The organism is Candidatus Megaera venefica (assembly GCF_034554655.1).
In the GTDB taxonomy this organism is placed as follows: Bacteria; Pseudomonadota; Alphaproteobacteria; order Rickettsiales; family Rickettsiaceae; genus Megaera_A; species Megaera_A venefica.
The window spans coordinates 1-20,716 of the sequence record NZ_JARJFB010000001.1 but is presented as its reverse complement, the minus strand read 5'-3'; the positions used below and the strand labels follow the sequence as shown (position 1 = coordinate 20,716).

The 20,716-nt window shown below is 37.2% G+C and carries 18 protein-coding genes and 1 tRNA gene; 18 read left to right on the top strand and 1 reads right to left on the bottom strand.

Annotated elements, in window-relative coordinates; genetic code table 11:
- Positions 1 to 43: 43 nt before the first annotated feature.
- Positions 44 to 481 (bottom strand): phosphatase PAP2 family protein, encoded by a 438-nt coding sequence (locus Megvenef_RS00095; RefSeq protein ID WP_322775978.1) that lies wholly within the window; start codon positions 479 to 481, stop codon positions 44 to 46.
- Between the two features lie 466 nt (positions 482 to 947).
- Here Megvenef_RS00095 and rpsL point away from each other — a divergent pair, with 466 nt between their 5' ends.
- From rpsL to Megvenef_RS00005, 18 genes are all read left to right on the top strand, one after another.
- On the top strand, positions 948 to 1,322 hold the full coding sequence (rpsL, locus tag Megvenef_RS00090; RefSeq protein WP_322775977.1) for a 30S ribosomal protein S12: 375 nt from the start codon (positions 948 to 950) through the stop codon (positions 1,320 to 1,322).
- A 35-nt stretch (positions 1,323 to 1,357) separates the two neighbouring features.
- Positions 1,358 to 1,846 (top strand): 30S ribosomal protein S7, encoded by a 489-nt coding sequence (gene rpsG, locus Megvenef_RS00085; RefSeq protein ID WP_322775976.1) that lies wholly within the window; start codon positions 1,358 to 1,360, stop codon positions 1,844 to 1,846.
- A 6-nt stretch (positions 1,847 to 1,852) separates the two neighbouring features.
- On the top strand, positions 1,853 to 3,925 hold the full coding sequence (gene fusA / locus Megvenef_RS00080) for an elongation factor G (RefSeq protein ID WP_322775975.1): 2,073 nt from the start codon (positions 1,853 to 1,855) through the stop codon (positions 3,923 to 3,925).
- A 62-nt stretch (positions 3,926 to 3,987) separates the two neighbouring features.
- Positions 3,988 to 4,063 (top strand) — tRNA-Trp (locus Megvenef_RS00075).
- 31 nt (positions 4,064 to 4,094) lie between these two features.
- A complete protein-coding gene (secE, locus tag Megvenef_RS00070) occupies positions 4,095 to 4,295 on the top strand; it encodes a preprotein translocase subunit SecE (RefSeq protein ID WP_322775974.1) in 201 nt (66 codons plus the stop codon).
- A gap of 19 nt (positions 4,296 to 4,314) precedes the next feature.
- Positions 4,315 to 4,842 carry a transcription termination/antitermination protein NusG gene (gene nusG / locus Megvenef_RS00065; protein ID WP_322775973.1) on the top strand — a complete coding sequence of 176 codons (528 nt, stop codon included), beginning with the start codon at positions 4,315 to 4,317 and terminating at the stop codon, positions 4,840 to 4,842.
- Between the two features lie 54 nt (positions 4,843 to 4,896).
- Positions 4,897 to 5,328, top strand: coding sequence for a 50S ribosomal protein L11 (gene rplK / locus Megvenef_RS00060; RefSeq protein ID WP_322775972.1), 432 nt, complete (start codon positions 4,897 to 4,899; stop codon positions 5,326 to 5,328).
- Positions 5,329 to 5,363: 35 nt separating this feature from the next.
- The gene (rplA, locus tag Megvenef_RS00055; protein ID WP_322775971.1) at positions 5,364 to 6,050 is read left to right on the top strand and encodes a 50S ribosomal protein L1; all 687 of its coding nucleotides are present in this window, start codon (positions 5,364 to 5,366) and stop codon (positions 6,048 to 6,050) included.
- 20 nt (positions 6,051 to 6,070) lie between these two features.
- Positions 6,071 to 6,580, top strand: coding sequence for a 50S ribosomal protein L10 (gene rplJ, locus Megvenef_RS00050; protein WP_322775970.1), 510 nt, complete (start codon positions 6,071 to 6,073; stop codon positions 6,578 to 6,580).
- Between the two features lie 32 nt (positions 6,581 to 6,612).
- The gene (gene rplL / locus Megvenef_RS00045) at positions 6,613 to 6,984 is read left to right on the top strand and encodes a 50S ribosomal protein L7/L12 (protein WP_322775969.1); all 372 of its coding nucleotides are present in this window, start codon (positions 6,613 to 6,615) and stop codon (positions 6,982 to 6,984) included.
- A gap of 402 nt (positions 6,985 to 7,386) precedes the next feature.
- Entirely contained in the window at positions 7,387 to 11,484 is a 4,098-nt protein-coding gene (gene rpoB / locus Megvenef_RS00040) for a DNA-directed RNA polymerase subunit beta (protein ID WP_322775968.1), read from the top strand.
- Positions 11,485 to 11,590: 106 nt separating this feature from the next.
- Entirely contained in the window at positions 11,591 to 15,721 is a 4,131-nt protein-coding gene (gene rpoC, locus Megvenef_RS00035; protein WP_322775967.1) for a DNA-directed RNA polymerase subunit beta', read from the top strand.
- 485 nt (positions 15,722 to 16,206) lie between these two features.
- On the top strand, positions 16,207 to 16,728 hold the full coding sequence (locus Megvenef_RS00030; protein WP_322775966.1) for a transposase: 522 nt from the start codon (positions 16,207 to 16,209) through the stop codon (positions 16,726 to 16,728).
- 601 nt (positions 16,729 to 17,329) lie between these two features.
- Entirely contained in the window at positions 17,330 to 18,292 is a 963-nt protein-coding gene (locus tag Megvenef_RS00025) for a hypothetical protein (protein WP_322775965.1), read from the top strand.
- Between the two features lie 155 nt (positions 18,293 to 18,447).
- A complete protein-coding gene (locus tag Megvenef_RS00020; protein ID WP_322775964.1) occupies positions 18,448 to 18,765 on the top strand; it encodes a hypothetical protein in 318 nt (105 codons plus the stop codon).
- Positions 18,728 to 19,180 carry a DDE-type integrase/transposase/recombinase gene (locus Megvenef_RS00015; RefSeq protein WP_322775963.1) on the top strand — a complete coding sequence of 151 codons (453 nt, stop codon included), beginning with the start codon at positions 18,728 to 18,730 and terminating at the stop codon, positions 19,178 to 19,180. The genes Megvenef_RS00020 and Megvenef_RS00015 overlap by 38 nt, the downstream gene beginning before the upstream one ends.
- Positions 19,181 to 19,528: 348 nt before the next feature.
- Positions 19,529 to 20,407: a DUF2608 domain-containing protein gene (locus Megvenef_RS00010; protein ID WP_322775962.1), complete on the top strand. Its 879-nt coding sequence runs from the start codon at positions 19,529 to 19,531 to the stop codon at positions 20,405 to 20,407.
- Positions 20,397 to 20,669, top strand: a complete 273-nt coding sequence (locus tag Megvenef_RS00005) for a hypothetical protein (RefSeq protein WP_322775961.1) — start codon at positions 20,397 to 20,399, stop codon at positions 20,667 to 20,669. Before Megvenef_RS00010 ends, Megvenef_RS00005 begins: the two co-directional genes overlap by 11 nt.
- The last annotated feature ends 47 nt before the right edge of the window (positions 20,670 to 20,716 follow it).

Below are 20,716 nucleotides of genomic sequence, written 5' to 3'. Positions count from 1 at the left end.
TCTTCTCCCAGCTAATTACACTAACTTACATGATATTTTTACTTCAAACGAAAATCAATCTAAAAATTCCATTCCCAATTGATTTGATTACTTTATTTTTTAAAATTTTGAATACAAAATTACCGGCAAGTATTATGAGTATTGTTACAATAGTGCTGTATACGATGTCGGCTGGATAGTGCATTGCCAGAGTTATACGAGAGGTGGCAACAGCAAGAATAACAAGGCAACTTGTGCATTTTAAAAATTTGTTCATGTAGGGCCATAAGCAATAAGCGATCAGTATACTAAGGCCGGTATGCGCGCTTGGAAAAGATGATAAACAACGTTCTAAATCTGTATTAGCAATGGTAATAAAATCTGCTTTTGTTAGAGAGCAAAATGGACGACTTAAGTTGATTGAAAATTTTAAAGCGGCAAATGTCAAGCCAAACAGCGCGTAGCAAATACCTATCCTAGTTAGCTCAAAATAACCGGCCATAAAAAGACTTTGTTTGTCGACGGTAACGCGCCGCGTGCAAAAGTAAAAAAGCAAGCAAGCTATAAAGTAGAAAACGGCAAAATTTGCAATAAAAAATACATTAGAAATTATTTTTAGTATATTAGGTAGATAGCCGACGTTAGTTAGCTTGTTTATCGAAATAAACAAGGTCTTATTTAGACCCATCCAGTTGTATAAAAAATATGTCATATAGTTAATTGTCTTGGGTCCAGTTCGCGTGCTATCTGCGTATAAAACTATAGTAAAATCTTTGTTGATGCAATTATTATGGAAGGAAATTTGTACCCACTTTAGCAGGTGGAGTTTTTCTTGCATAAAAACCCTTGCCAATAATAAAAAAGTTGAGTATAGTTCTGAAAATTTTCGGTTGAATATAAAAGTCGAGTGGGGTACAATACGCCTCCTTGATAGTTTTTTGTAATTTTTAAAGAAGAAGTAAATTTAAATGCCAACAAATAGTCAATTGGTCAGATTTGGTAGACAATCAAAAGTCAGAAAAAGCAAGTCTCCTGCGCTTAAGTCAAATCCTTTTCTTAAAGGTGTCTGTGTTATAGTTAAAACTGTAACGCCAAAGAAACCTAACTCAGCTTTGCGTAAGATTGCAAGGGTGCGTTTGAGCAATGGAGAATATGTAAATGCTTATATTCCTGGTGAAGGTCACAATCTACAGGAACACTCGGCTGTATTAGTTAGAGGTGGTAGGGTTCCCGATCTTCCTGGTGTTAAGTACCATATAGTTCGTGGTGCGCTTGATACTCAAGGTGTTAAAGGTCGTAAGCAAGGTCGTTCACGTTACGGTACTTCTTCTAAAGGTCAATAATAATTATTTAAATATAAAATCGATATAGGTATACAATGTCGCGACGTCATGCAGCTGTAAAGAGAGTAATAAAGCCCGATACTAAATATAAGAGTGTATTGCTTTCGAAGTTTATTAATAATGTAATGAAAAGTGGAAAAAAATCTCTCGCAGAAAGGCTGGTTTATGGTGCTTTTGCTAGAGTTGAAAAGAAGCATGGGTCTGATCCTTTCAAGACATTTAATGATAGTATGAATAATGTAAAGCCTTATGTTGAAGTTACTTCCGTAAGGGTTGGAGGTGCGAACTACCAAGTTCCTTCGCCTGTTGATGAGAGAAGAGGTTATGCACTTGCTATACGTTGGCTTATCGATGCTGCGCAAAAGCGTTCTGGTCGAAGCATGATTGAGAAATTAGCTGAGGAGTTGTTTGATGCTGCGAATAATCGTGGCGTTGCGATTAAGAAGAGAGAAGATACTCACAAAATGGCGGAAGCTAATAAAGCTTTCTCTCATTTTGCTCAAAGATCCCAACAACAGAGGTAGGTAGGCATGTCTAAGAAGCAGTTAGCTGACGTCCGTAATATCGGTATATGTGCGCACATTGATGCTGGCAAAACCACTACTACTGAGCGTATTCTTTATTACACAGGTAAATCTCACAACATAGGTGAAGTGCACGATGGTGGTGCTACTATGGATTGGATGGAACAAGAGCAAGAAAGAGGTATTACAATTACTTCTGCTGCTACAACCTGCTATTGGAATGAAAAAAGAATCAATATTATTGATACCCCTGGTCACGTTGACTTTACAATCGAGGTTGAAAGGTCACTTAGGGTGCTTGATGGTGCGGTAACTGTTTTTGATGGAGTTGCTGGTGTTGAGCCACAATCTGAAACTGTTTGGCGTCAGGCGGATAAGTACCATGTCCCTAGAATGTGTTTTGTTAACAAGCTTGATAGAGCTGGTGCGGACTTTTTTAGGTGTGTACACATGATTTCTGATAGGTTGGGTGCTGTGCCACTTGTTTTGCAATTACCAATTGGTATTGAAGATGAGTTTCAGGGCGTAGTTGACCTTGTTAAGATGCAGTCAATTATATGGAAAGATGGCTCCTTAGGTGCTGAATATACCTATGGTGAAATTCCTGCTGACTTGAAAGTTAAAGCGGATGAATATAGACTGAAATTACTAGAAACAGCAGTTGAAACTGATGATGTTGTAATGGAAAAATATCTTGGTGCTGAGGAAATTTCTGAGGCTGAGTTAAAGTCGTGTATAAGAAAAGGTACGATTGCTGGTACTTTTGTTCCGGTAATTTGTGGTTCGGCATTTAAAAACAAAGGTGTTCAGCCTTTACTTGACGCGGTTGTTGACTATCTGCCTTCGCCGCTTGATATACCTCCGACTAAAGCTATTAATGCTAAGACTGGGGAAGAAACAACGATTGAAAATTCAGAAAATGGGCCGTTTGCCGCTCTTGCATTTAAAATAATGACAGATCCTTTTGTTGGGTCTCTTACATTTGCAAGAATTTATTCTGGTAAGCTTTCTGCTGGGTCGTCAGTTGTGAATACTGTAAAAAATCAGAAAGAGCGTGTTGGTCGTATGTTGCTTATGCATGCGAATGATCGTGAAGATATAAAGGAAGCTGTGGCTGGTGATATCGTTGCTTTAGCTGGTTTAAAAAATACTACAACAGGTGATACCTTGTGTGGTCCTGATGTTGGGCTTATTCTTGAAAGAATGGAGTTTCCTGAGCCGGTTATTAAGCTTGCTGTTGAGCCAAAGTCAACTGCTGATCAAGAAAAAATGGGATTTGCGCTTGCTAAGCTTGCTTCAGAAGATCCATCATTTAGAGTGTCAACAACTGAAAACGGTCAAACAAATATTGAAGGAATGGGTGAGCTTCACTTAGAAATTCTTGTAGATAGAATGAGGAGAGAGTTTAAAGTTGAAGCAAATGTTGGAGCTCCAGAGGTTGCTTATCGCGAGACAATTACTACGTCTTATGAAGTAGATTATACGCATAAAAAACAGTCAGGTGGTGCTGGGCAATTTGCTAGAGTAAAGATTACATTTGAACCGGGTGAGCAAGGTAGTGGTTTTACATTTGATAGTAAAATTGTTGGTGGCTCTGTTCCAAAGGAATTTATTCCTGGTGTAGAGAAAGGGTTAAAGAGCATTATGGGTAGCGGCGTTGTTGCTGGGTATCCCATGATTGACTTTAAGGCTACGCTTACAGATGGCGCGTTCCATGATGTGGATTCAAGTGTATTAGCTTTTGAAATTGCTGCTAAAGCGGCTTTTAGAGAAGGTATGCCAAAAGCTGGGGCAAAGCTGCTTGAGCCGATTATGAAGGTGGAGGTTGTTACTCCAGAAGATTATATGGGAGACATTATTGGTGACTTAAATAGCCGTAGAGGTTCTATCCAAAATATGGAACCAAGAGGTAATGCTCAAGTAATATCTGCTCATGTTCCTTTGGCTGAAATGTTTGGTTATGTGAATACTTTAAGATCTATGTCTCAGGGTAGGGCTCAGTATAGTATGGAATTTAATAGCTATGCTCAAGTGCCTGGACAAGTTGTTGATGCAATTTTGCTTAAACAGAAAAAATAGTTTTTGACCATCAAGGTGCAGACAAAGTGTAATAACACTTGATTTAGCGCCGAGAATATGATAGGAGTGTAGCTCAATTGGTAGAGCGCCGGTCTCCAAAACCGGAGGTTGCGGGTTCGATGCCTGTCGCTCCTGCCACTTTTGCTTTTAGAACGAGATTTAAGGTCGTATGTTTAAGAATTTAAAAGCGTATAAGTTTTTTGATCAGGTCAAGCAAGAAGCAAAAAAAGTTATATGGCCAGTAAAAAAAGAACTTATAACATCTACTTCAATAGTAGTTGTAGCAGTTTTGCTATTTAGCTTAGTTAGTTTAGTATTAGATTATGGCATACATAACTTGATACAGTTTTTGTTAAATATTGGTAAGTAGCTTAGGTGAAGAGATAATTATGGCTAAGTGGTATATACTACATACGGTTTCTGGCTCTGAAAAAGGGGTTAAGAAAATGATCGAAGATCAGGTCATTAAAAAGAAAATGTCTGATTATTTTGAGGAAGTAGTTGTTCCAGTAATAGAGGTGCCAGAGATAAAAAGGGGTAAAAAGATTCTTGCTGAGAAGAAATTTATGCCTGGTTATATACTAATAAAGATGAAAATGACAGATGAGTCTTGGCACTTAGTAAAATCAGTGCCAAAAACAACTGGATTTTTAGGGAGCAAAACGCAGCCGCAGCCACTTAGTAATGCTGAAGCTGAGGCGGTGTTTAAAAAGCTTGAATCGGAATCGAAAACTGCTAGCTCTTCAAGTCTTTATAGTGTTGGAGATAAAGTTCAAGTTATTGATGGGCCGTTTGATAGTTTTTCTGGTGTTGTGGAAGAGTTGAACGTTGAGGGGCAAAAACTAAAAGTTTCTGTTTCTATTTTTGGTAAAGCTACACCAATAGAGCTCAGTTTTACTCAGGTAAAGAAGGTCTAAGGTTAGTTTAATTTAGATAATTATTATACAAACATAAGTTTAAGGATTAAGTGCATGGCAAAGAAAATTACTGGTTACATTAAGCTAACTATTCCTTCTGGGAAAGCTAATCCGTCGCCACCCATTGGGCCTGCGCTTGGTCAAAAAGGCGTGAATATTATGGAGTTTTGTAAAGCTTTTAATGCTGCAACAAGCTCTCTTGAGCCAGGTACACCGATACCTGTGATTATCACGGTGTATGTAGATAAAAGTTTTGATTTTATTACAAAAACTCCGCCAGCTTCATTCTTTTTGAAGAAGTTTGCAAAAATTGCAAAAGGTTCTGGTGCTACGAAGAAAGAGGCTTTTGTTGGCCAAGTTACAATGGCTGATTGTGAAGAAATTGCAAAAATTAAGATGCAAGATTTGAACGCCAACGATTTGGCTGCGGCTGCAAAAATTATAGCGGGATCTGCTGAATCTATGGGTCTTGAAGTAATTAAATAGAGCCAGTTAAACACTAAGTTAAAGTATAGGATATTATGGGGAAGAAAATAGCAGCGGTAGTAAAAGAGTTGGATCAAACAAAGGAATATTCTTTGCAAGATGCCATTGCGACTATTAAGAAAATTAGTTTTACTAAATTTGATGAAACTTTAGAAGTCGCGATTAATCTTGGAGTTGACCCGAGGCATTCCGATCAAATGGTGAGAGGTATTGTCTCTCTTCCAGCTGGTCTTGGTAAGGACGTTAGGGTTGCTGTTATTTGTAAAGACGAGAAAGTAGCAGAAGCTAAGGCTGCTGGTGCTGATCTGGCTGGGTCTTTAACATTAATAGATGATATTAAGGCTGGAAAAATTGATTTTGATGTATGTATTGCGACTCCCGACATGATGGGTATAGTTGGTCAAGTAGCTAGAGTTTTGGGTCCTAAAGGGCTTATGCCAAACCCAAAATTAGGTACGGTCACACCTGATATTGCAAATGCAGTAAAGAATGCTAAAAGTGGTCAAGTAGAGTATAGAGTTGAAAAAGCTGGGATAATTCACGCAGGTCTTGGTAAGCTTTCTTTTGCAGAAGGGGATTTGCTTAAGAATGTTCGGGCTTTTGTTGATTCTGTAGTTAAAGCAAAACCGGCTGGTGCGAAAGGTGTTTATTTGAAGAAGGTTCATATGTCTTCAACTATGGGACCTTCCTTGAAGGTTGATTTGTCAACAATTTCTAATTAGGAATATTTGGAGAGATAGAAGTGTTAAGATCTGAAAAGAAAAGTTTTGTAGAAGAATTAGAGGGTATTTATAAGACCTCAAATTCTGTAATCGTAACACACTACCACGGCCTAACGGTTGCAGAGGTTACGAAGTTGCGTAAATCTCTGAGAGAGAAGGGAGCTTCGTTTAAGGTAGTAAAGAATACACTTTCTAACATAGCTGCGTTGAACATGGGTGGGGTTCATGACCCTAAGATGTATGCTGGGCCAACGGCGATTGCATATTCCGAGGATCCAGTAGCAGCTGCGAAAGGTGTAGTGGAATTTGCTAAAACCAACGATAATTTAAAAATTATTGGTGGTGTGGTAAATGAGATGATTCTGGATGTAAGTGCAGTACAACAACTTGCTAAATTGCCATCACTTGATGAGCTTAGAAGTACGCTTGTTGGTCTGTTACAAGCACCAGCGACAAAACTTGCGAGAGTCTTACAGGCTCCGGCCGGTTCGTTGGCCAGAGTTGTAGGAGCTTACGCTGATAAAAATTAATAATAAATAAATAGGTTAAAAGAGGTAAAATTATGGCAGACATAACAAAAATTGCAGAAGATCTATCAGCTCTTACAGTAATGGAAGCGGCTAATCTTTCTAAGCTTCTAGAAGAAAAGTGGGGTGTTTCTGCTGCTGCTCCTGTTGCTGCTATGGCGGCTCCAGCTGCTGGTGGTGAAGCTGCTGCAGAGAAAACAGAATTTGATGTTATTCTAGCGGCTGCAGGAGACAAAAAAATTGAAGTAATTAAAGTAGTTAGAGCTATAACAGGTCTTGGTTTGAAAGAAGCAAAAGATCTAGTTGATGGCGCTCCTTCTCCGGTAAAACAAGGTATCGCAAAAGCTGATGCTGATAAAATTAAAGCAGAATTAGAAGCTGCTGGAGCTAAAGTAGAAGTTAAGTAATTACTTAACTTTGATTTTTAAGTGATAGTTGCACTTTCTTATAGCTTACTAAAGCTCAATAGAAAGTGCGACTTTTGCATGTGAAGCGCGTAACTCAGTAAAAATTTAAGTTTTTGCGAACAACTTGTTTTAATAATATTTTGTTTGTTCTATGTGGGTTTATATAGTATTAAGTTCAATCAATTATTATTTTATTCACTCTATCGCTCTTTCTTAGTTGAGTTGCTGGAACTTAAAACAACTAATGCCGTTTTCATTGTTAAATCAGACGTTTGAGTTAAAGACGAGTGTATTCCTATGTTTGTTATTAGAGCCATTCTGAGATTAAAAAATTCATTCGTATTATTTAAAAATGAAATTGGTATTATACATTAGTAATCGATAAAAACATCTGGAGATCTTATGCTGCAATCCTTACAAACAAGTAAGAGAGTTAGAAAAAACTTCGGTAAGATTAAATTGGTAGCATCTATACCAAATTTAATTGAAATTCAAAAAAAATCTTATGAAGATAGTTTTTTACAGCTTCATTTGCCTGAAAAAGAGAGAAGTAATCGAGGTTTGCAAGGAGTGCTGGCTTCTATTTTTCCAATCCAAGACCCTTCTAATACAGCGACGCTCGAGTTTGTCAAATATGCTTTTGATCATCCAAAATATGATGTTGAAGAATGTATCCAGAGAGGATTGAGCTACATTGCTGGGTTGAAAGTTACTCTGCGATTAAGCGTCTTGGATATAGATGAGACTACTGGTGCCAAAGAAATTAAAGGTATAAAAGAACAGGAAGTCTATATGGGAGATGTCCCGTTTATGACAAAAAATGGTACTTTTATAATAAATGGTACAGAAAGAGTTATTGTCTCTCAGATGCACAGGTCTCCAGGTGGATTCTTCTACCATGACGAAGGTAAAACACATTCTTCTGGTAAGTTTTTATATTCTGCAAGGATTATTCCTTATAGGGGATCTTGGCTTGATTTTGAGTTTGATGCAAAAGACATTATCTACATTAGAATTGATCGTAAGAGAAAATTACCAGTAACTACTCTACTATTTGCTATTGGTATGACTAAGAGTGAAATTCTTGCTACTTATTACGACAATGAAATTTATGAGCATAAAAAGAAAGGTTGGGTAAAAGAATTCAATCCAAGTGAAGTAGTGGTTCAGCGTCTGAATGCAGATTTGATTGATGCTGATACTAACGAAGTAATTCTAGAGGCTGGCCAAAAAATTACTCCAAGATTGGCCAAGAAGTTTGTAGAAAGTGGTTTGAAAAAAATTCTAGTTCAAAACGATACGCTAGTTGGTAGTTATGTTGGACAAGAAGTGATTGATACAAAAAGTGGTGAAGTCTTAGCAGAGCTAGGTGATACACTTACTGAAGATACAATCAATGGTTTGATATCAGCGGGTGTAAAATCAGTGGCGATCTTAAAGGTTTCCCCATACAGCGATGCCTATATAAGAAATACTCTTTGTGCAGATAAAAACCAAGATCAAGGCTCTTCGCTTATTGATATCTTTAGAGTTCTGCGTCCTGGTGAGCCTTCTACTGTTGAGGCTGGTAGGGTGCTTTTTGAGAATTTATTCTTTGATGCCAACAGATATGATCTGTCAGAAGTAGGGAGAATTAAGTTAAACTCTCGCTTAGATATTGATGTTGCCGAAGAAAATACCTGCTTGACTAAAGATGATATCAAAGCGATCGTAAAAGTTTTGATTGATTTGAAAGATGGCAAGGGGTCTGTTGATGATATTGATCATTTAGGAAATAGACGTGTAAGATCTGTTGGCGAACTGCTTGAGAATCAATTTCGAGTTGGTTTGGTTCGTATGGAAAAATCAATCCTGGAACGTATGAGCGTTGTTGATATTGATGCGGTGATGCCTCATGATTTAGTTAATTCGAAGGTTCTTGGTTCTGTAGTTAAAGAATTTTTTAGTACTTCACAATTATCACAATTCATGGATCAAACTAATCCGTTGTCTGAAATTACTCACAAAAGAAGACTTTCTGCTTTAGGTCCTGGCGGTGTAAGTCGAGACAGGGTTGGGTTTGAAGTTCGTGACGTACACCCAACTCACTATGGTCGTATATGCCCGATTGAAACTCCAGAAGGTCAAAATATTGGTTTAATTAACTCAATGGCTACATTTGCTCGAGTTAATAAATATGGTTTTATTGAAAGCCCGTACAGAAAAGTCAAAGATGGCTTTGTAACTGATGAAGTTGTTTATCTAACGGCAAACGATGAAGCGAAATTTAAGATTGCTCAGGCTGATATGGAAATTGGCTCTGATGGAAAAATAAAAGCGGAGTTAGTTAACTGTAGGTATGAAACAGGAAATTTTGTTTCTGTTCCTCCAAGTGAAGTCGATTTTATTGACGTTACGCCTATGCAAGTAGTTTCTGTTGCTGCATCTTTAATTCCATTTTTAGAAAATGACGATGCGAATAGAGCTTTGATGGGATCAAACATGCAGCGCCAAGCTGTTCCATTGATTACTACTGATGCTCCATTGGTCGGTACTGGTATTGAGGCCGTTGTTGCAAGAGACTCTGGGGCTGCCATTGTTGCAGTAAATGATGGTATTGTTGTAGAGGTTGATGCAGAGAGAATAGTTGTACAAACTCTTGAACGTAAGCAAAATGGTGCTCCTGAAGTTGATATTTATACTTTAATGAAGTATCAAAAATCTAACCATAATACTTGTATTAATCAGAGGCCTTTGGTTGCGGTTGGCCAAAAGGTTAGAGAAGGAGAAGTAATTGCTGATGGTCCTGCGATTGACCGCGGAGAAATAGCTTTAGGGCGTAACATGCTAGTAGCATTTATACCGTGGAGAGGTTATAACTTTGAAGATTCGATATTAATTTCAGAAAGAATTGTAAAAGACGATGTCTTTACTTCTATTCATATTGAGGAATTCGAAGTTGTGGCAAGGGATACACGTCTTGGTCCGGAGGAGATTACTCGCGATATGCCTAACGTAGGTGAAGAAGCTCTTCGTAATCTAGACGAAGTAGGTATTGTCCATATTGGTGCAGAGGTTAAGCCTGGTGATATTCTTGTTGGGAAAGTGACTCCAAAGAGTGAGTCGCCAATGACTCCTGAGGAAAAATTACTAAGAGCCATATTTGGTGAAAAAGCGTCGGATGTGAGAGATACTTCATTGTACGTTCCACCCGGTGTTGCTGGTACAGTTGTTGAGGTGAGAGTTCTTTCGCGTCGTGGAGTTGAAAAAGATGAGCGTGCAATTACTATTGAGAAACAGCACGTAGAAAAGCTGGCAAAAGATAGAGATGACGAAGTTGAAATTATAGATCGTTTTGTATTTATGCGCTTGCATAAAATACTTGAAGGTCAAGTAATTATCAGTGGTCCAAAATCCGTTAAAGCTGGTGAAAAAATAGACAAAAAATTGCTTGAATCTTTGTCAAAAGGTCAATATTGGCAGCTTACTGTTGAAGATAACGCTGTGATGAGTGAATTTGAACAAATTAAACAGCAATATGACGAAAAACGAGATGAGCTAAATAAACGTTTTAATAGCAAAGTAGATAAATTACAAAGTGGAGATGACTTACCGCAAGGTGCTTTAAAGGTTGTAAAAGTATTTATAGCTACAAAACATAAGCTCCAACCTGGTGATAAGATGGCTGGTCGTCATGGGAATAAAGGTGTTATTTCACGCATTATGCCTCAAGAAGACATGCCTTTCTTAGAAGACGGTACTGTTATTGATGTAGTATTAAATCCACTAGGTTTGCCATCAAGGATGAACGTTGGTCAAATTCTTGAAACGCATCTTGGTTGGGCAGCGAAAAATCTTGGTAAAAATGTTGGTGGGATGCTTGAGAAGTACTCTCATAACGAGATTGATATTGATTCAATGAAAGATTTTGTTAGTAAGATTTACGAAGGTAGTGAAGTTGCTGCCCAAGTCAAAGATTTGAATAAAGAAGATTTTTTAGAGTTTTGTGATAACTTAAAAGACGGTGTTCATTTTGCAACTCCTGTATTTGATGGAGCAAAAGTTGAGGGTGTAAAGGCTATGCTCAAGCTAGCTGGTCAAGATCCTTCTGGGCAAGTTAGAGTAATTGATGGTAGAACTGGAGAGTATTTTGATCGACATATTACAGTTGGTTACAAATATATCTTGAAACTGCATCATCTAGTAGATAACAAGATACATGCTCGTTCTATCGGTCCGTATAGTCTTGTTACTCAACAACCGCTTGGAGGTAAGTCTCATTTCGGTGGTCAAAGGTTTGGTGAAATGGAGGTGTGGGCACTGGAAGCTTATGGTGCAGCATTTACATTGCAAGAATTATTGACTGTTAAGTCTGATGATGTAACTGGAAGAATCAAAATTTATGAAAATATCGTAAAAGGTGATCATAATTTCAGTTCTGGATTACCAGAGTCGTTTAATGTAATGATCAAAGAATTCAGATCGTTATGTTTGAATGTACAGTTAGAAGAGAGTTCTTAAGTAAAAACAAAGCGCTTACCTTGAGTTTAAGCGCTTTGTAACTTTAGTTTATGATTTAGCGCTGGTAAGCGTTTTATAAGGTTTTTAGTTTGGGGAAAAGTCCATTATGTCACAGATCAATTTTTACGGCCAGCTCAATAGTACGCAGCAATTTGATCAAATCAAAATAAATATTGCAAGTCCTGAGCAAGTTCGTTCATGGTCGTATGGTGAAGTTACAAAACCAGAGACAATAAATTACAGAACATTTAAGCCTGAAAAAGAAGGCTTGTTTTGTGCAAGAATATTTGGTCCAGTGAAGGATTTCGAATGCTTGTGTGGTAAGTATAAGAGGATGAAATATAGAGGCGTCACTTGTGAAAAATGTGGCGTTGAGGTTACTACTTCTAGAGTAAGGCGCGAGCGTATGGGCCATATTGAATTGGCCGCTCCAGTAGCTCATATTTGGTTCCTAAAATCCCTGCCTTCAAGGATTAGTACGTTGCTTGATATTACTATGAAAGATCTAGAGAAGATCCTATATTTCGAGAATTACGTAGTAGTAGAACCAGGCATGTCGCCGTTACAAAAAGATGATTTGTTATCAGAGGATGCTTACTTAAGAGCTCAAGATGAGTATGGTGAGGATAGCTTTGTTGCTATGATAGGAGCTGAAGTTGTTCAGAAACTATTGGCTGATTTAGATTTGGAAGAATTAAAAAAGCAGTTAAAAGCTGATTTATTTGAAACTTCGTCGGAAACGAAGAAGAAAAAATTTGTTAAGAGGCTAAAACTTGTTGAAGATTTTCTGTCTTCGGGCAATAAGCCTGAATGGATGATCATGAATGTGTTGCCGGTGATTCCACCAGAAATCAGGCCTTTAGTGATGCTAGATGGTGGAAGGTTTGCTACTTCGGACTTAAATGAGCTATATAGAAGGGTAATCAATAGAAATAATCGTTTAAGAAGATTGCTTGAGTTGAAAGCGCCGGACATTATCATTCGTAACGAAAAACGTATGTTACAGGAATCTGTTGATGCGTTGTTTGACAATGGTAGACGTGGCAAAGTGGTCAAAAATGCAAATAAAAGGCCATTTAAATCTTTGAGTGATATGCTTAAAGGTAAGCAAGGTCGTTTCCGTCAGAATCTTCTTGGTAAGAGGGTCGACTATTCAGGTCGTTCAGTGATCGTTGTAGGTCCAGAGATGAAATTGCATCAATGTGGATTACCGAAAAAGATGGCTCTGGAATTATTTAAGCCATTTATATATTCCAAGCTTGAAATGTATGGTATTGCTACGACTATTAAAGCGGCAAAGAAAATAGTTGAGGCTGAAAAAATTGAGGTTTGGGATATTCTTGAGGAAGTTATTAGAGAGCATCCGGTACTACTAAACAGAGCGCCAACACTTCACCGTTTAGGCATACAGGCATTTGAGCCTTTGCTTATTGAAGGAAAAGCAATCCAGCTACACCCATTAGTGTGCGCAGCTTTTAATGCTGATTTTGACGGTGATACAATGTCAGTGCATATTCCGCTATCTATTGAAGCTCAGCTAGAAGCTAGAGTGCTTATGATGTCAACTAACAACATTTTAAGCCCTGCTAATGGTAAGCCTATTATTTCAGCAGATAAAGACATAGTTCTTGGTTTATACTACTTAACTCTTGCGCTTGATAAAGAACCTGGCGAGGGAATGGTATTTAGTGATATAAAAGAAATTGAGTTTGCTTTGTTTGAAAAAGCGATAACTTACCATTCAAAGATAAAGTATCGTACCAAAGTTTTGAATTCTGATGGAGAATTTGTAGAAACTATAGTTGATGCTACTCCGGGAAGAGTCATATTGTCTCAGTTATTACCAAAAAGTAATAGCTTAGATTTTAAATTGCTAAATAAAGAAATGACTAAGAAAAATATATCTGGAGCGATTGATTCTGTGTACCGTTATTGTGGTCAGAAAGCTACGGTAATTTTTGCTGATAGATTAATGGAATTAGGCTTTAAGCATGCTTGTTCATCTGGAATTTCTTTTGGAATGGATGATATGGTTGTGCCTGCTGCGAAATCTAAGTTTATTGGTGAAACAACAGGCTTGGTAAATGAATTTGAGCAGCAATACCTTGAAGGTCTGATTACTTACGGCGAGAAATTTAACAAAGTTGTTGATGCATGGACTGCTTGTACGGATAAAATCGCATCAAAAATGATGGAAGAAATAGCGGTACCTTCTGATGATGAAAAGTATAGTACTAGTCAGGAAAAACTGAATTCGATCCACATGATGGCGGTTTCGGGTGCGAGGGGTTCTGCAGCACAGATTAAACAGCTTGCTGGTATGCGTGGTTTGATGACTAAGCCATCAGGTGAAATTATCGAAACGCCTATTAAGTCTAACTTTAAAGAGGGACTTACTGTTCGTGAGTATTTTAACTCCACTCACGGAGCTCGTAAAGGATTAGCAGATACGGCTCTTAAGACAGCAAACTCTGGTTACTTAACTAGAAGATTAGTTGACGTTGCTCAGGATTGTATTATTACTGATGATGATTGTGGAACAACTGATGGTATTGAAGTAAAAACAATCATTGAGGGAGGTGAGATTATTATCTCTCTTGCAGATCAAATTCTTGGAAGAACTGTTGCAATTGATACCTACCACCCAGTTACAGGTGAGATATTAGTATCAGCTAGTCAGCTAATAGATGAAGAAAAGCTCGATAAAATTGAATCTTCGGGATTGGATTTAATCAAAATTAGGTCCGTGCTTACTTGTAAAACTAAAAATGGAATTTGTGCGCATTGTTATGGTCGTGATTTATCCACTGGATCATTGGTATCTATGGGTGAAGCGGTTGGAGTTATTGCTGCTCAGTCTATCGGTGAGCCTGGAACTCAGCTTACAATGAGAACGTTCCACATTGGTGGTGCTGCAACAAAAGGTACCGAGATATCTTCTGTTGAAGCTTCGTACGAAGCTAAGGTAAAAATCAAAGGTCGTAATTTAGTGATTAACTCTGAAGGTCGTCAGATCGTCATGAGTCGTTCATGTGAGGTGCTTCTTGTTGATGACAAAGGAACTGAGCGTTCAAGATTTAAAGTACCTTATGGTGCAAGGTTGATGGTTGATGACGGCTATAAAGTTGAAAAAGGTCAAAAACTTGCTGAGTGGGATCCTTATACTATTCCAATTATTACTGAGAAGTCAGGTAAAGTTGTGTTTACTGATATGCTTGAGGGCTTATCAATCAGAACTATAATGGATGATACTACTGGTATTGCAAGCAAGATAGTTATTGAATCTAAGCAATATTCAAAAGGCGCTGATTTGCGTCCGCGTGTACAGTTGCTTGATGCAAAGGGCAAATCAGTAGAGCTTTCAACTGGATTGGAAGCAAAACATTATTTACCTGTTGGAGCTGTTTTAAGTATTGAAGACGGGGCCCAAGTGGCTGCTGGTGATATTCTTGCTCGTATTCCTCGTGAATCCACGAAAACTCGTGATATTACTGGTGGTTTACCAAGAGTTGCTGAACTTGTTGAAGCAAGGCGTCCAAAAGATCATGCTGTTATTGCTGATGTTGATGGTCGCATTGAATTTGGGAAGGATTATAAATCTAAGAGGAGAGTAATTTTACATCCTACTGATGGCGCTGAGCCAGTCGAGTATATGCTGCCAAAAGGTAAACACGTAGTAGTTAATGAAGGCGACTTTGTTAAACGTGGAGATATGATTATCGATGGTAATCCAGTGCTTCAAGATATTCTGAAAGTTATGGGAGTTGAAGCTCTTGCTCGTTACATGGTATCTGAAATTCAAGCTGTGTATAGGCTGCAGGGTGTAAAAATTGATGATAAGCATATTGAAGTTGTGATTCGTCAGATGTTACAAAAGGTTGAAATTACCAACGCGGGTGATACAACTTTCCTTGCTGGTGAACAAGTTGACTCACGTAGCTTGGATGAGATCAATGAACGTGTAGTAAAAGAGGGCGGTCAGCCAGCTAGATATGAACCAGTATTGCAAGGTATTACAAAAGCTTCATTGCAGACAAATTCATTTATTTCTGCCGCTTCATTCCAGGAAACTACCAAAGTTTTAACGGAAGCTGCAGTTGCTGGTAAAATAGATTATCTACAGGGTTTGAAAGAAAACGTTATTGTGGGTAGGTTGATACCATCTGGGACTGGCTTTTATATGGGAATGGCTAAAAAATTAGCAGCGGAGAGAGATAGAATTATCGCTGAGAAATAATATCCAGATTTGTTTGCTATAAGAACTCATATTATGTAGCTAGAAGAAAAAGCTAGATAAAGAAATAGCATTGGATATATAATTTTATAAACAAAAATTGATTAAAATGCACGCAACACTAGATATATACAGACTATAAAATATAAATTAATTCTTAGAGCAAATGTGGTAGCTATGCTAAAAGCTACCACATTTATACAAATTAAGCTTCTCCTCCGTAACATGAGTTGATAATCATTTTGCGTCATAGCAAGTTCCTTAACCTAACTACGGTATATTGAGCAATAATATTATTCAAATCTCAATGAACGGCAAAGGTGGAAGGAAGTATTGATAACATTGTGATTGAACGATTTTTTAGAACTATAAAATAACCTGAGTTTTGCGTAAGAAAAAACTTAAAAAGCTTTTAATAAAAGGCTTGAGAAAGGAAGGGAACACGAATAAATTACAATTTTTAACCTTCAATTGAAAATAGATAATTTATGTTCGCATTCCTAACTGAGATTTTCTGTCAAATCGATGATTTTTGCAATAGTCTTGATTCAAAGTACCAACATTTTTTCTTAAAGAGTCCAACTAAAAAACGACATAAAGCTTGTTCTATAAGCCTTTCGGAGCTAATGACGATAGTGGTGTTATTCCATATAAGAGGTTATAGAACTTTCAAAGATTTTTACCTAATATGTGTATGTCGTGATCTCAAAGCTTATTTTCCTAAAACATTAAGCTACTCTCGGTTTGTACAAATTATGGATCACTCTCTAATGCCGCTTACTGTGTTTTTAAGTGGTCTTAAAGGTAAGAAAACAAGGCTTTACTACGTTGATTCGACTAGTATTGAGGTGTGTAATATAAAACGTGAAAAACGTCACAAAGTATTTAAGGGAATTGCAACTAAAGGTAAAAGTTCCATAGGATGGTTTTTTGGATTTAAGCTTCATTTAGTGATTAATAATTTAGGAGAAATTATGGCGTGTAGCTTAACTTCGGCGCCCCTTTTTTAGCTGTTGTAGAAGTACCATCACCATGCACTGTAACGGTATTCAGCATTCCTGCTTTAAGTAATCTCGCTACTGAAGACTCGAAAATCTTGTCGAAATATCCCTGCTTTACCCAGAACTTAAAAGCGTTGTAGATATTAGTATAATGAATCTCTGGTTTGCCATCTTCTTTTGTCTATTGGTATCTGGTCCCATTGGCATCCAGTATGCATAAGCTTGAGAATGTAGTTGAATAATTAAAAAGCGATATCTTTGTACTCGGTCCACGCGTACCACTTTTAAGATGCGGTAAGAAATTCATTAAACTCATTTTCGCTCAAGGCCTTAGAAATCCTATTGTACAGCCTGTTCATCTTCATTCTATTTGACTACCCTAGGTAAAATTAAAAATAATCAATATACCTACAAAGCTTTTAAATACAAGGACTGAGTGAGCTTATCTGGCTATAATTGAAACTCGCAATGAGTTGTTAATTTTAACTTGACGGTGCCTTTTTCAACACTAGCTTACCTCGCTCAATTTTAACTTGACGCTGCCTTGACGATCTGTAATAATTTATTATATATTTAAGGTATAAAAGTAATATTTTAGAGGATAAAACTTATGTCAAAAAGTATGTCAAAAAGTTTATGGAAACAACTGGAGGAAGCGATAAGTACTGCCACTGTAGTTTCAACCTCAAGAGGGTTAGCTTTAATGGAATTAGTAAAAAAGTATCATGTTCCTTCTGAGAGGAATGATGAAGGACTCATAGTGTATGCTGGTTGCCCAGGGGTTATGAATTATAAGGAAGAAGGTCCTGTTGAGCTACGTTGGGGCAGTGGATTTCATAACGCAGACAAATGTGGAAGGTATATTCAACTAGAAATGGCGCTTACAACTATAGATAAGGGAGCCTGTATAAAGGATGATGGTAGTTTTAAGGAATTTATCTCTATGTTTGAAAATCTAGATATTCATGGCAGAGTAATGTTTTTTAATATTGCTTCGCTACAGGAACCAGCATTAGCCGACTATTTAATTGAGCTTGCTATTCCCTATTCAACACATGGGGTGAGCATGGCTACACTTCCCTACGGAAAAGGTACAGGTACTGTAGGAGCGATTTTTGATCATTATATTACTCCTTATGCACCAATGTTTACACTAGGTCATGAGTTACTAAATCAACTTAATAATTTAGAATTAATTATTGATGAGGAGAGTTTTTTTGATGTAGTAACACAGGTATTTAATCCTTTAGATATAAAGATATCAACCATATACGAACTTGCTCTTGTAGGACAATATATTGCGGCAATGCAAAGTGAAGTAGCACTCGTTAACCCGATACTTAACGCTCAACTTAATCAAATGAAAGAAATTACGGCAAGTGAGGTATATGCTTTAATAAGTACGCTAAATTCTTTATCAAGGATTGCTGATGATATGCTAGAACAAGCACTCATAGATGCAAGAGGAACTCCTACTGGGGACTCTCATTTATTTGGAACCGAGGCTGCTGAAGGAATTTGTGGAGTTGCTTGTTTGGATTTCAATAATATCGACTTAACTGGAGAAATATAGTATAGTAAATTAAGTTGAGATGTGCGTATTAAAGAATTTAACTAAAGTGTACAAATCAAGACTTAACCTTACAGACAGGCACCGTCAAGTTAAAATTAAGTGAGGTAAGCTAGTGTTGAAAAAAGCATAAAATTATAATAACCTAGCAAGAGTCAGTGCAACTTCAGATGGGTAATTTTATGCATCTACATCAACCACCTAAACATCATAGATTTCCAGTATCAATAATCAGCCATGCTGTATGGAGATATCATCGGTTCAACGATAGTTATAGGGATATCAAAGAAGAGCTAGCCTATCGAAATATAATAGTTAGTCACGAAGCGATACGTTCATGGTGTAAGAAGTTTGCTTCTCACTTTAAGGAAGTAATCAGAAAACGAGAACGTAAACCAAAAGACAAATGGCATTTAGATGAGATGACAATCAAAATTAATGGCGAATATTTTATATTGTGGAGAGTTGTTGGCTGATGGTTATGAGCTAGATGTTTACTTACAAAAGCGCCGTAATAAGAAATCTGCTATTCGCTTTTTAACACGTTTGTTAGGGTGCTATCCTAGTCCAAGGTTAATTGTTACTGATAAGCTCAGAAGCTACGTAAAACCAATTAGGCAAATGTGCCCTGAGACTGAGCATCGTTCTCATAAAGGCCTAAATAACCGTGTTGAGAATGCCCATCAACCCACTCGTAGAAAGGAGAAATCATTGATTAGATTCAAGTCTCCTGGAGGAGTACAAACTACTTTATCATTAATGGGCAAGGTGAGAAACATATTTGCTATTGATGTAGGGCGATATACAAAAAATGCCGAAGACCAAAGATCTGCATTTGCAGTCGCTAAATCAATCTGGGATGATGCTACTCAAAGACTTCTTGTTGCCTAAAATTCAAGATTATTGCCTTTTTACGGCCTCAATTCATTAACTTGACGGTGCCGCCTGAGATCCTTAAGTAAGTTCAGGACTATACTAGCCTGTTATGGCGGACACTTGCCAATTTTTGCCTCACAAGCTATCCATTTTTGAATTCAAAGCTTGTTTTACTATTAAACTATTAATATGTTGTGCTATTCTTTTTAGATATCAAGTTTTGAAATAAAACGTACAAACGATTTTTTCATGGAACTTGTGTCTCTTCCCTATAAACAATAGGTTAAGGGCGCTTGTTCATTAAAATCTTATTTTGTTCAGTTTATTTGAGATATAATACAGAGGATAGCTTAGCAATAGAGTATGAAAATAATCAGAAATTTACTACTGGTTCTATTATCAATAATGTCACTATCAGTCAAAGCGGATATTTACTCTGCAGAGACAGTAGAAGAGATAAACAATAGCTTAATGGAGTTTCTAGAGAAACGTAATCCTGAAAAAACTTTGGTAGTGCTGCCTTTGGAGGATTTTTTTGCAGTGCCCACTCATCCTGCTTTTGACGCTACTAAGGAGGAAGAGTTCCGAGTTTTAGTTGCGCGTGTTTCAAGCAAAGCTAAGTTATCTCGAAGACAATATTTAGGTGGGCTAATTCTAACACAATACGAACAAAGGTTCAGTGATCCATTGATTCCAGAGTTTGTCAAAAATTTACAAAAAAAGAATGTTCCTATTATTGTTGTCACAAGAAACTTCTCTGGAAGTTTGAATAAGATACCATATCTAGAAGTATGGACCTGGAAATATTTATTTGACAAAGGGGTGGATCTTTCAAAAAGCCCAATTGGCTCCAAGCAGATAATGTTTAATAAAAAATATAAGAAAATTGGTGGAACATACCCTACTTTTTATAAGGGTTTGTTATCATGCAACTCTGCAGATGGAGAAAATTCTCCACAAAGTATTATTGCCTATCTGTTATCACAAGAATTAAAATGGTTACCTGATGTGATCTACGTTGTTGATAAAAAGAAGAGTTATATTCAATCTTTAGAACAGCAATTTAAATCGATACGTTCTGACATACAAGTTGAAGGCTTTGTTTATTCTCCGGTAGTTAAAAGCGATATTCAAATAAGTTCAAGTGAGTTTGTAAAATTTTGGGAAAGTTTAGTTGCAAAACTCAATGCTATAACCAGAAAAGAGTCAACTGGTACAAAAGAGGATCCATATGAGCAATAAGATAATATTGGCTATAATAATGTTAATAGTGAGCAGCAATATTGCTAATGCACAATTTACGGCCACCTACTCAGTGAACTCGCCTACCATTAAGAAAATTGAAGAGTGGGTTGACAAAGATACCTTAGTATTTATTGAAATTGATGACACTTTGATGATGCCACAATCTCTTATGTTTTCCTTTGACTCTAATCCTTATAGAGTATTCATAGATAATATGATTTCTCTAGGTAGTCTCTCCGTCAAAACTCTAAATTTTTGATATAATTTCAAGAATTTCAAAAATAAATCACCGCACATTCATTTTTT

Bases quoted from the DNA above. Each gene is read 5' to 3' on its own strand.
- Megvenef_RS00095 (WP_322775978.1), bottom strand. From the start codon at position 481: ATGGCCGGTTATTTTGAGCTAACTAGGATAGGTATTTGCTACGCGCTG.
- rpsL (WP_322775977.1), top strand. From the start codon at position 948: ATGCCAACAAATAGTCAATTGGTCAGATTTGGTAGACAATCAAAAGTC.
- rpsG (WP_322775976.1), top strand. From the start codon at position 1,358: ATGTCGCGACGTCATGCAGCTGTAAAGAGAGTAATAAAGCCCGATACT.
- fusA (WP_322775975.1), top strand. From the start codon at position 1,853: ATGTCTAAGAAGCAGTTAGCTGACGTCCGTAATATCGGTATATGTGCG.
- secE (WP_322775974.1), top strand. From the start codon at position 4,095: ATGTTTAAGAATTTAAAAGCGTATAAGTTTTTTGATCAGGTCAAGCAA.
- nusG (WP_322775973.1), top strand. From the start codon at position 4,315: ATGGCTAAGTGGTATATACTACATACGGTTTCTGGCTCTGAAAAAGGG.
- rplK (WP_322775972.1), top strand. From the start codon at position 4,897: ATGGCAAAGAAAATTACTGGTTACATTAAGCTAACTATTCCTTCTGGG.
- rplA (WP_322775971.1), top strand. From the start codon at position 5,364: ATGGGGAAGAAAATAGCAGCGGTAGTAAAAGAGTTGGATCAAACAAAG.
- rplL (WP_322775969.1), top strand. From the start codon at position 6,613: ATGGCAGACATAACAAAAATTGCAGAAGATCTATCAGCTCTTACAGTA.
- rpoB (WP_322775968.1), top strand. From the start codon at position 7,387: ATGCTGCAATCCTTACAAACAAGTAAGAGAGTTAGAAAAAACTTCGGT.
- rpoC (WP_322775967.1), top strand. From the start codon at position 11,591: ATGTCACAGATCAATTTTTACGGCCAGCTCAATAGTACGCAGCAATTT.
- Megvenef_RS00030 (WP_322775966.1), top strand. From the start codon at position 16,207: ATGTTCGCATTCCTAACTGAGATTTTCTGTCAAATCGATGATTTTTGC.
- Megvenef_RS00025 (WP_322775965.1), top strand. From the start codon at position 17,330: ATGTCAAAAAGTATGTCAAAAAGTTTATGGAAACAACTGGAGGAAGCG.
- Megvenef_RS00015 (WP_322775963.1), top strand. From the start codon at position 18,728: ATGGCGAATATTTTATATTGTGGAGAGTTGTTGGCTGATGGTTATGAG.
- Megvenef_RS00010 (WP_322775962.1), top strand. From the start codon at position 19,529: ATGAAAATAATCAGAAATTTACTACTGGTTCTATTATCAATAATGTCA.
- Megvenef_RS00005 (WP_322775961.1), top strand. From the start codon at position 20,397: ATGAGCAATAAGATAATATTGGCTATAATAATGTTAATAGTGAGCAGC.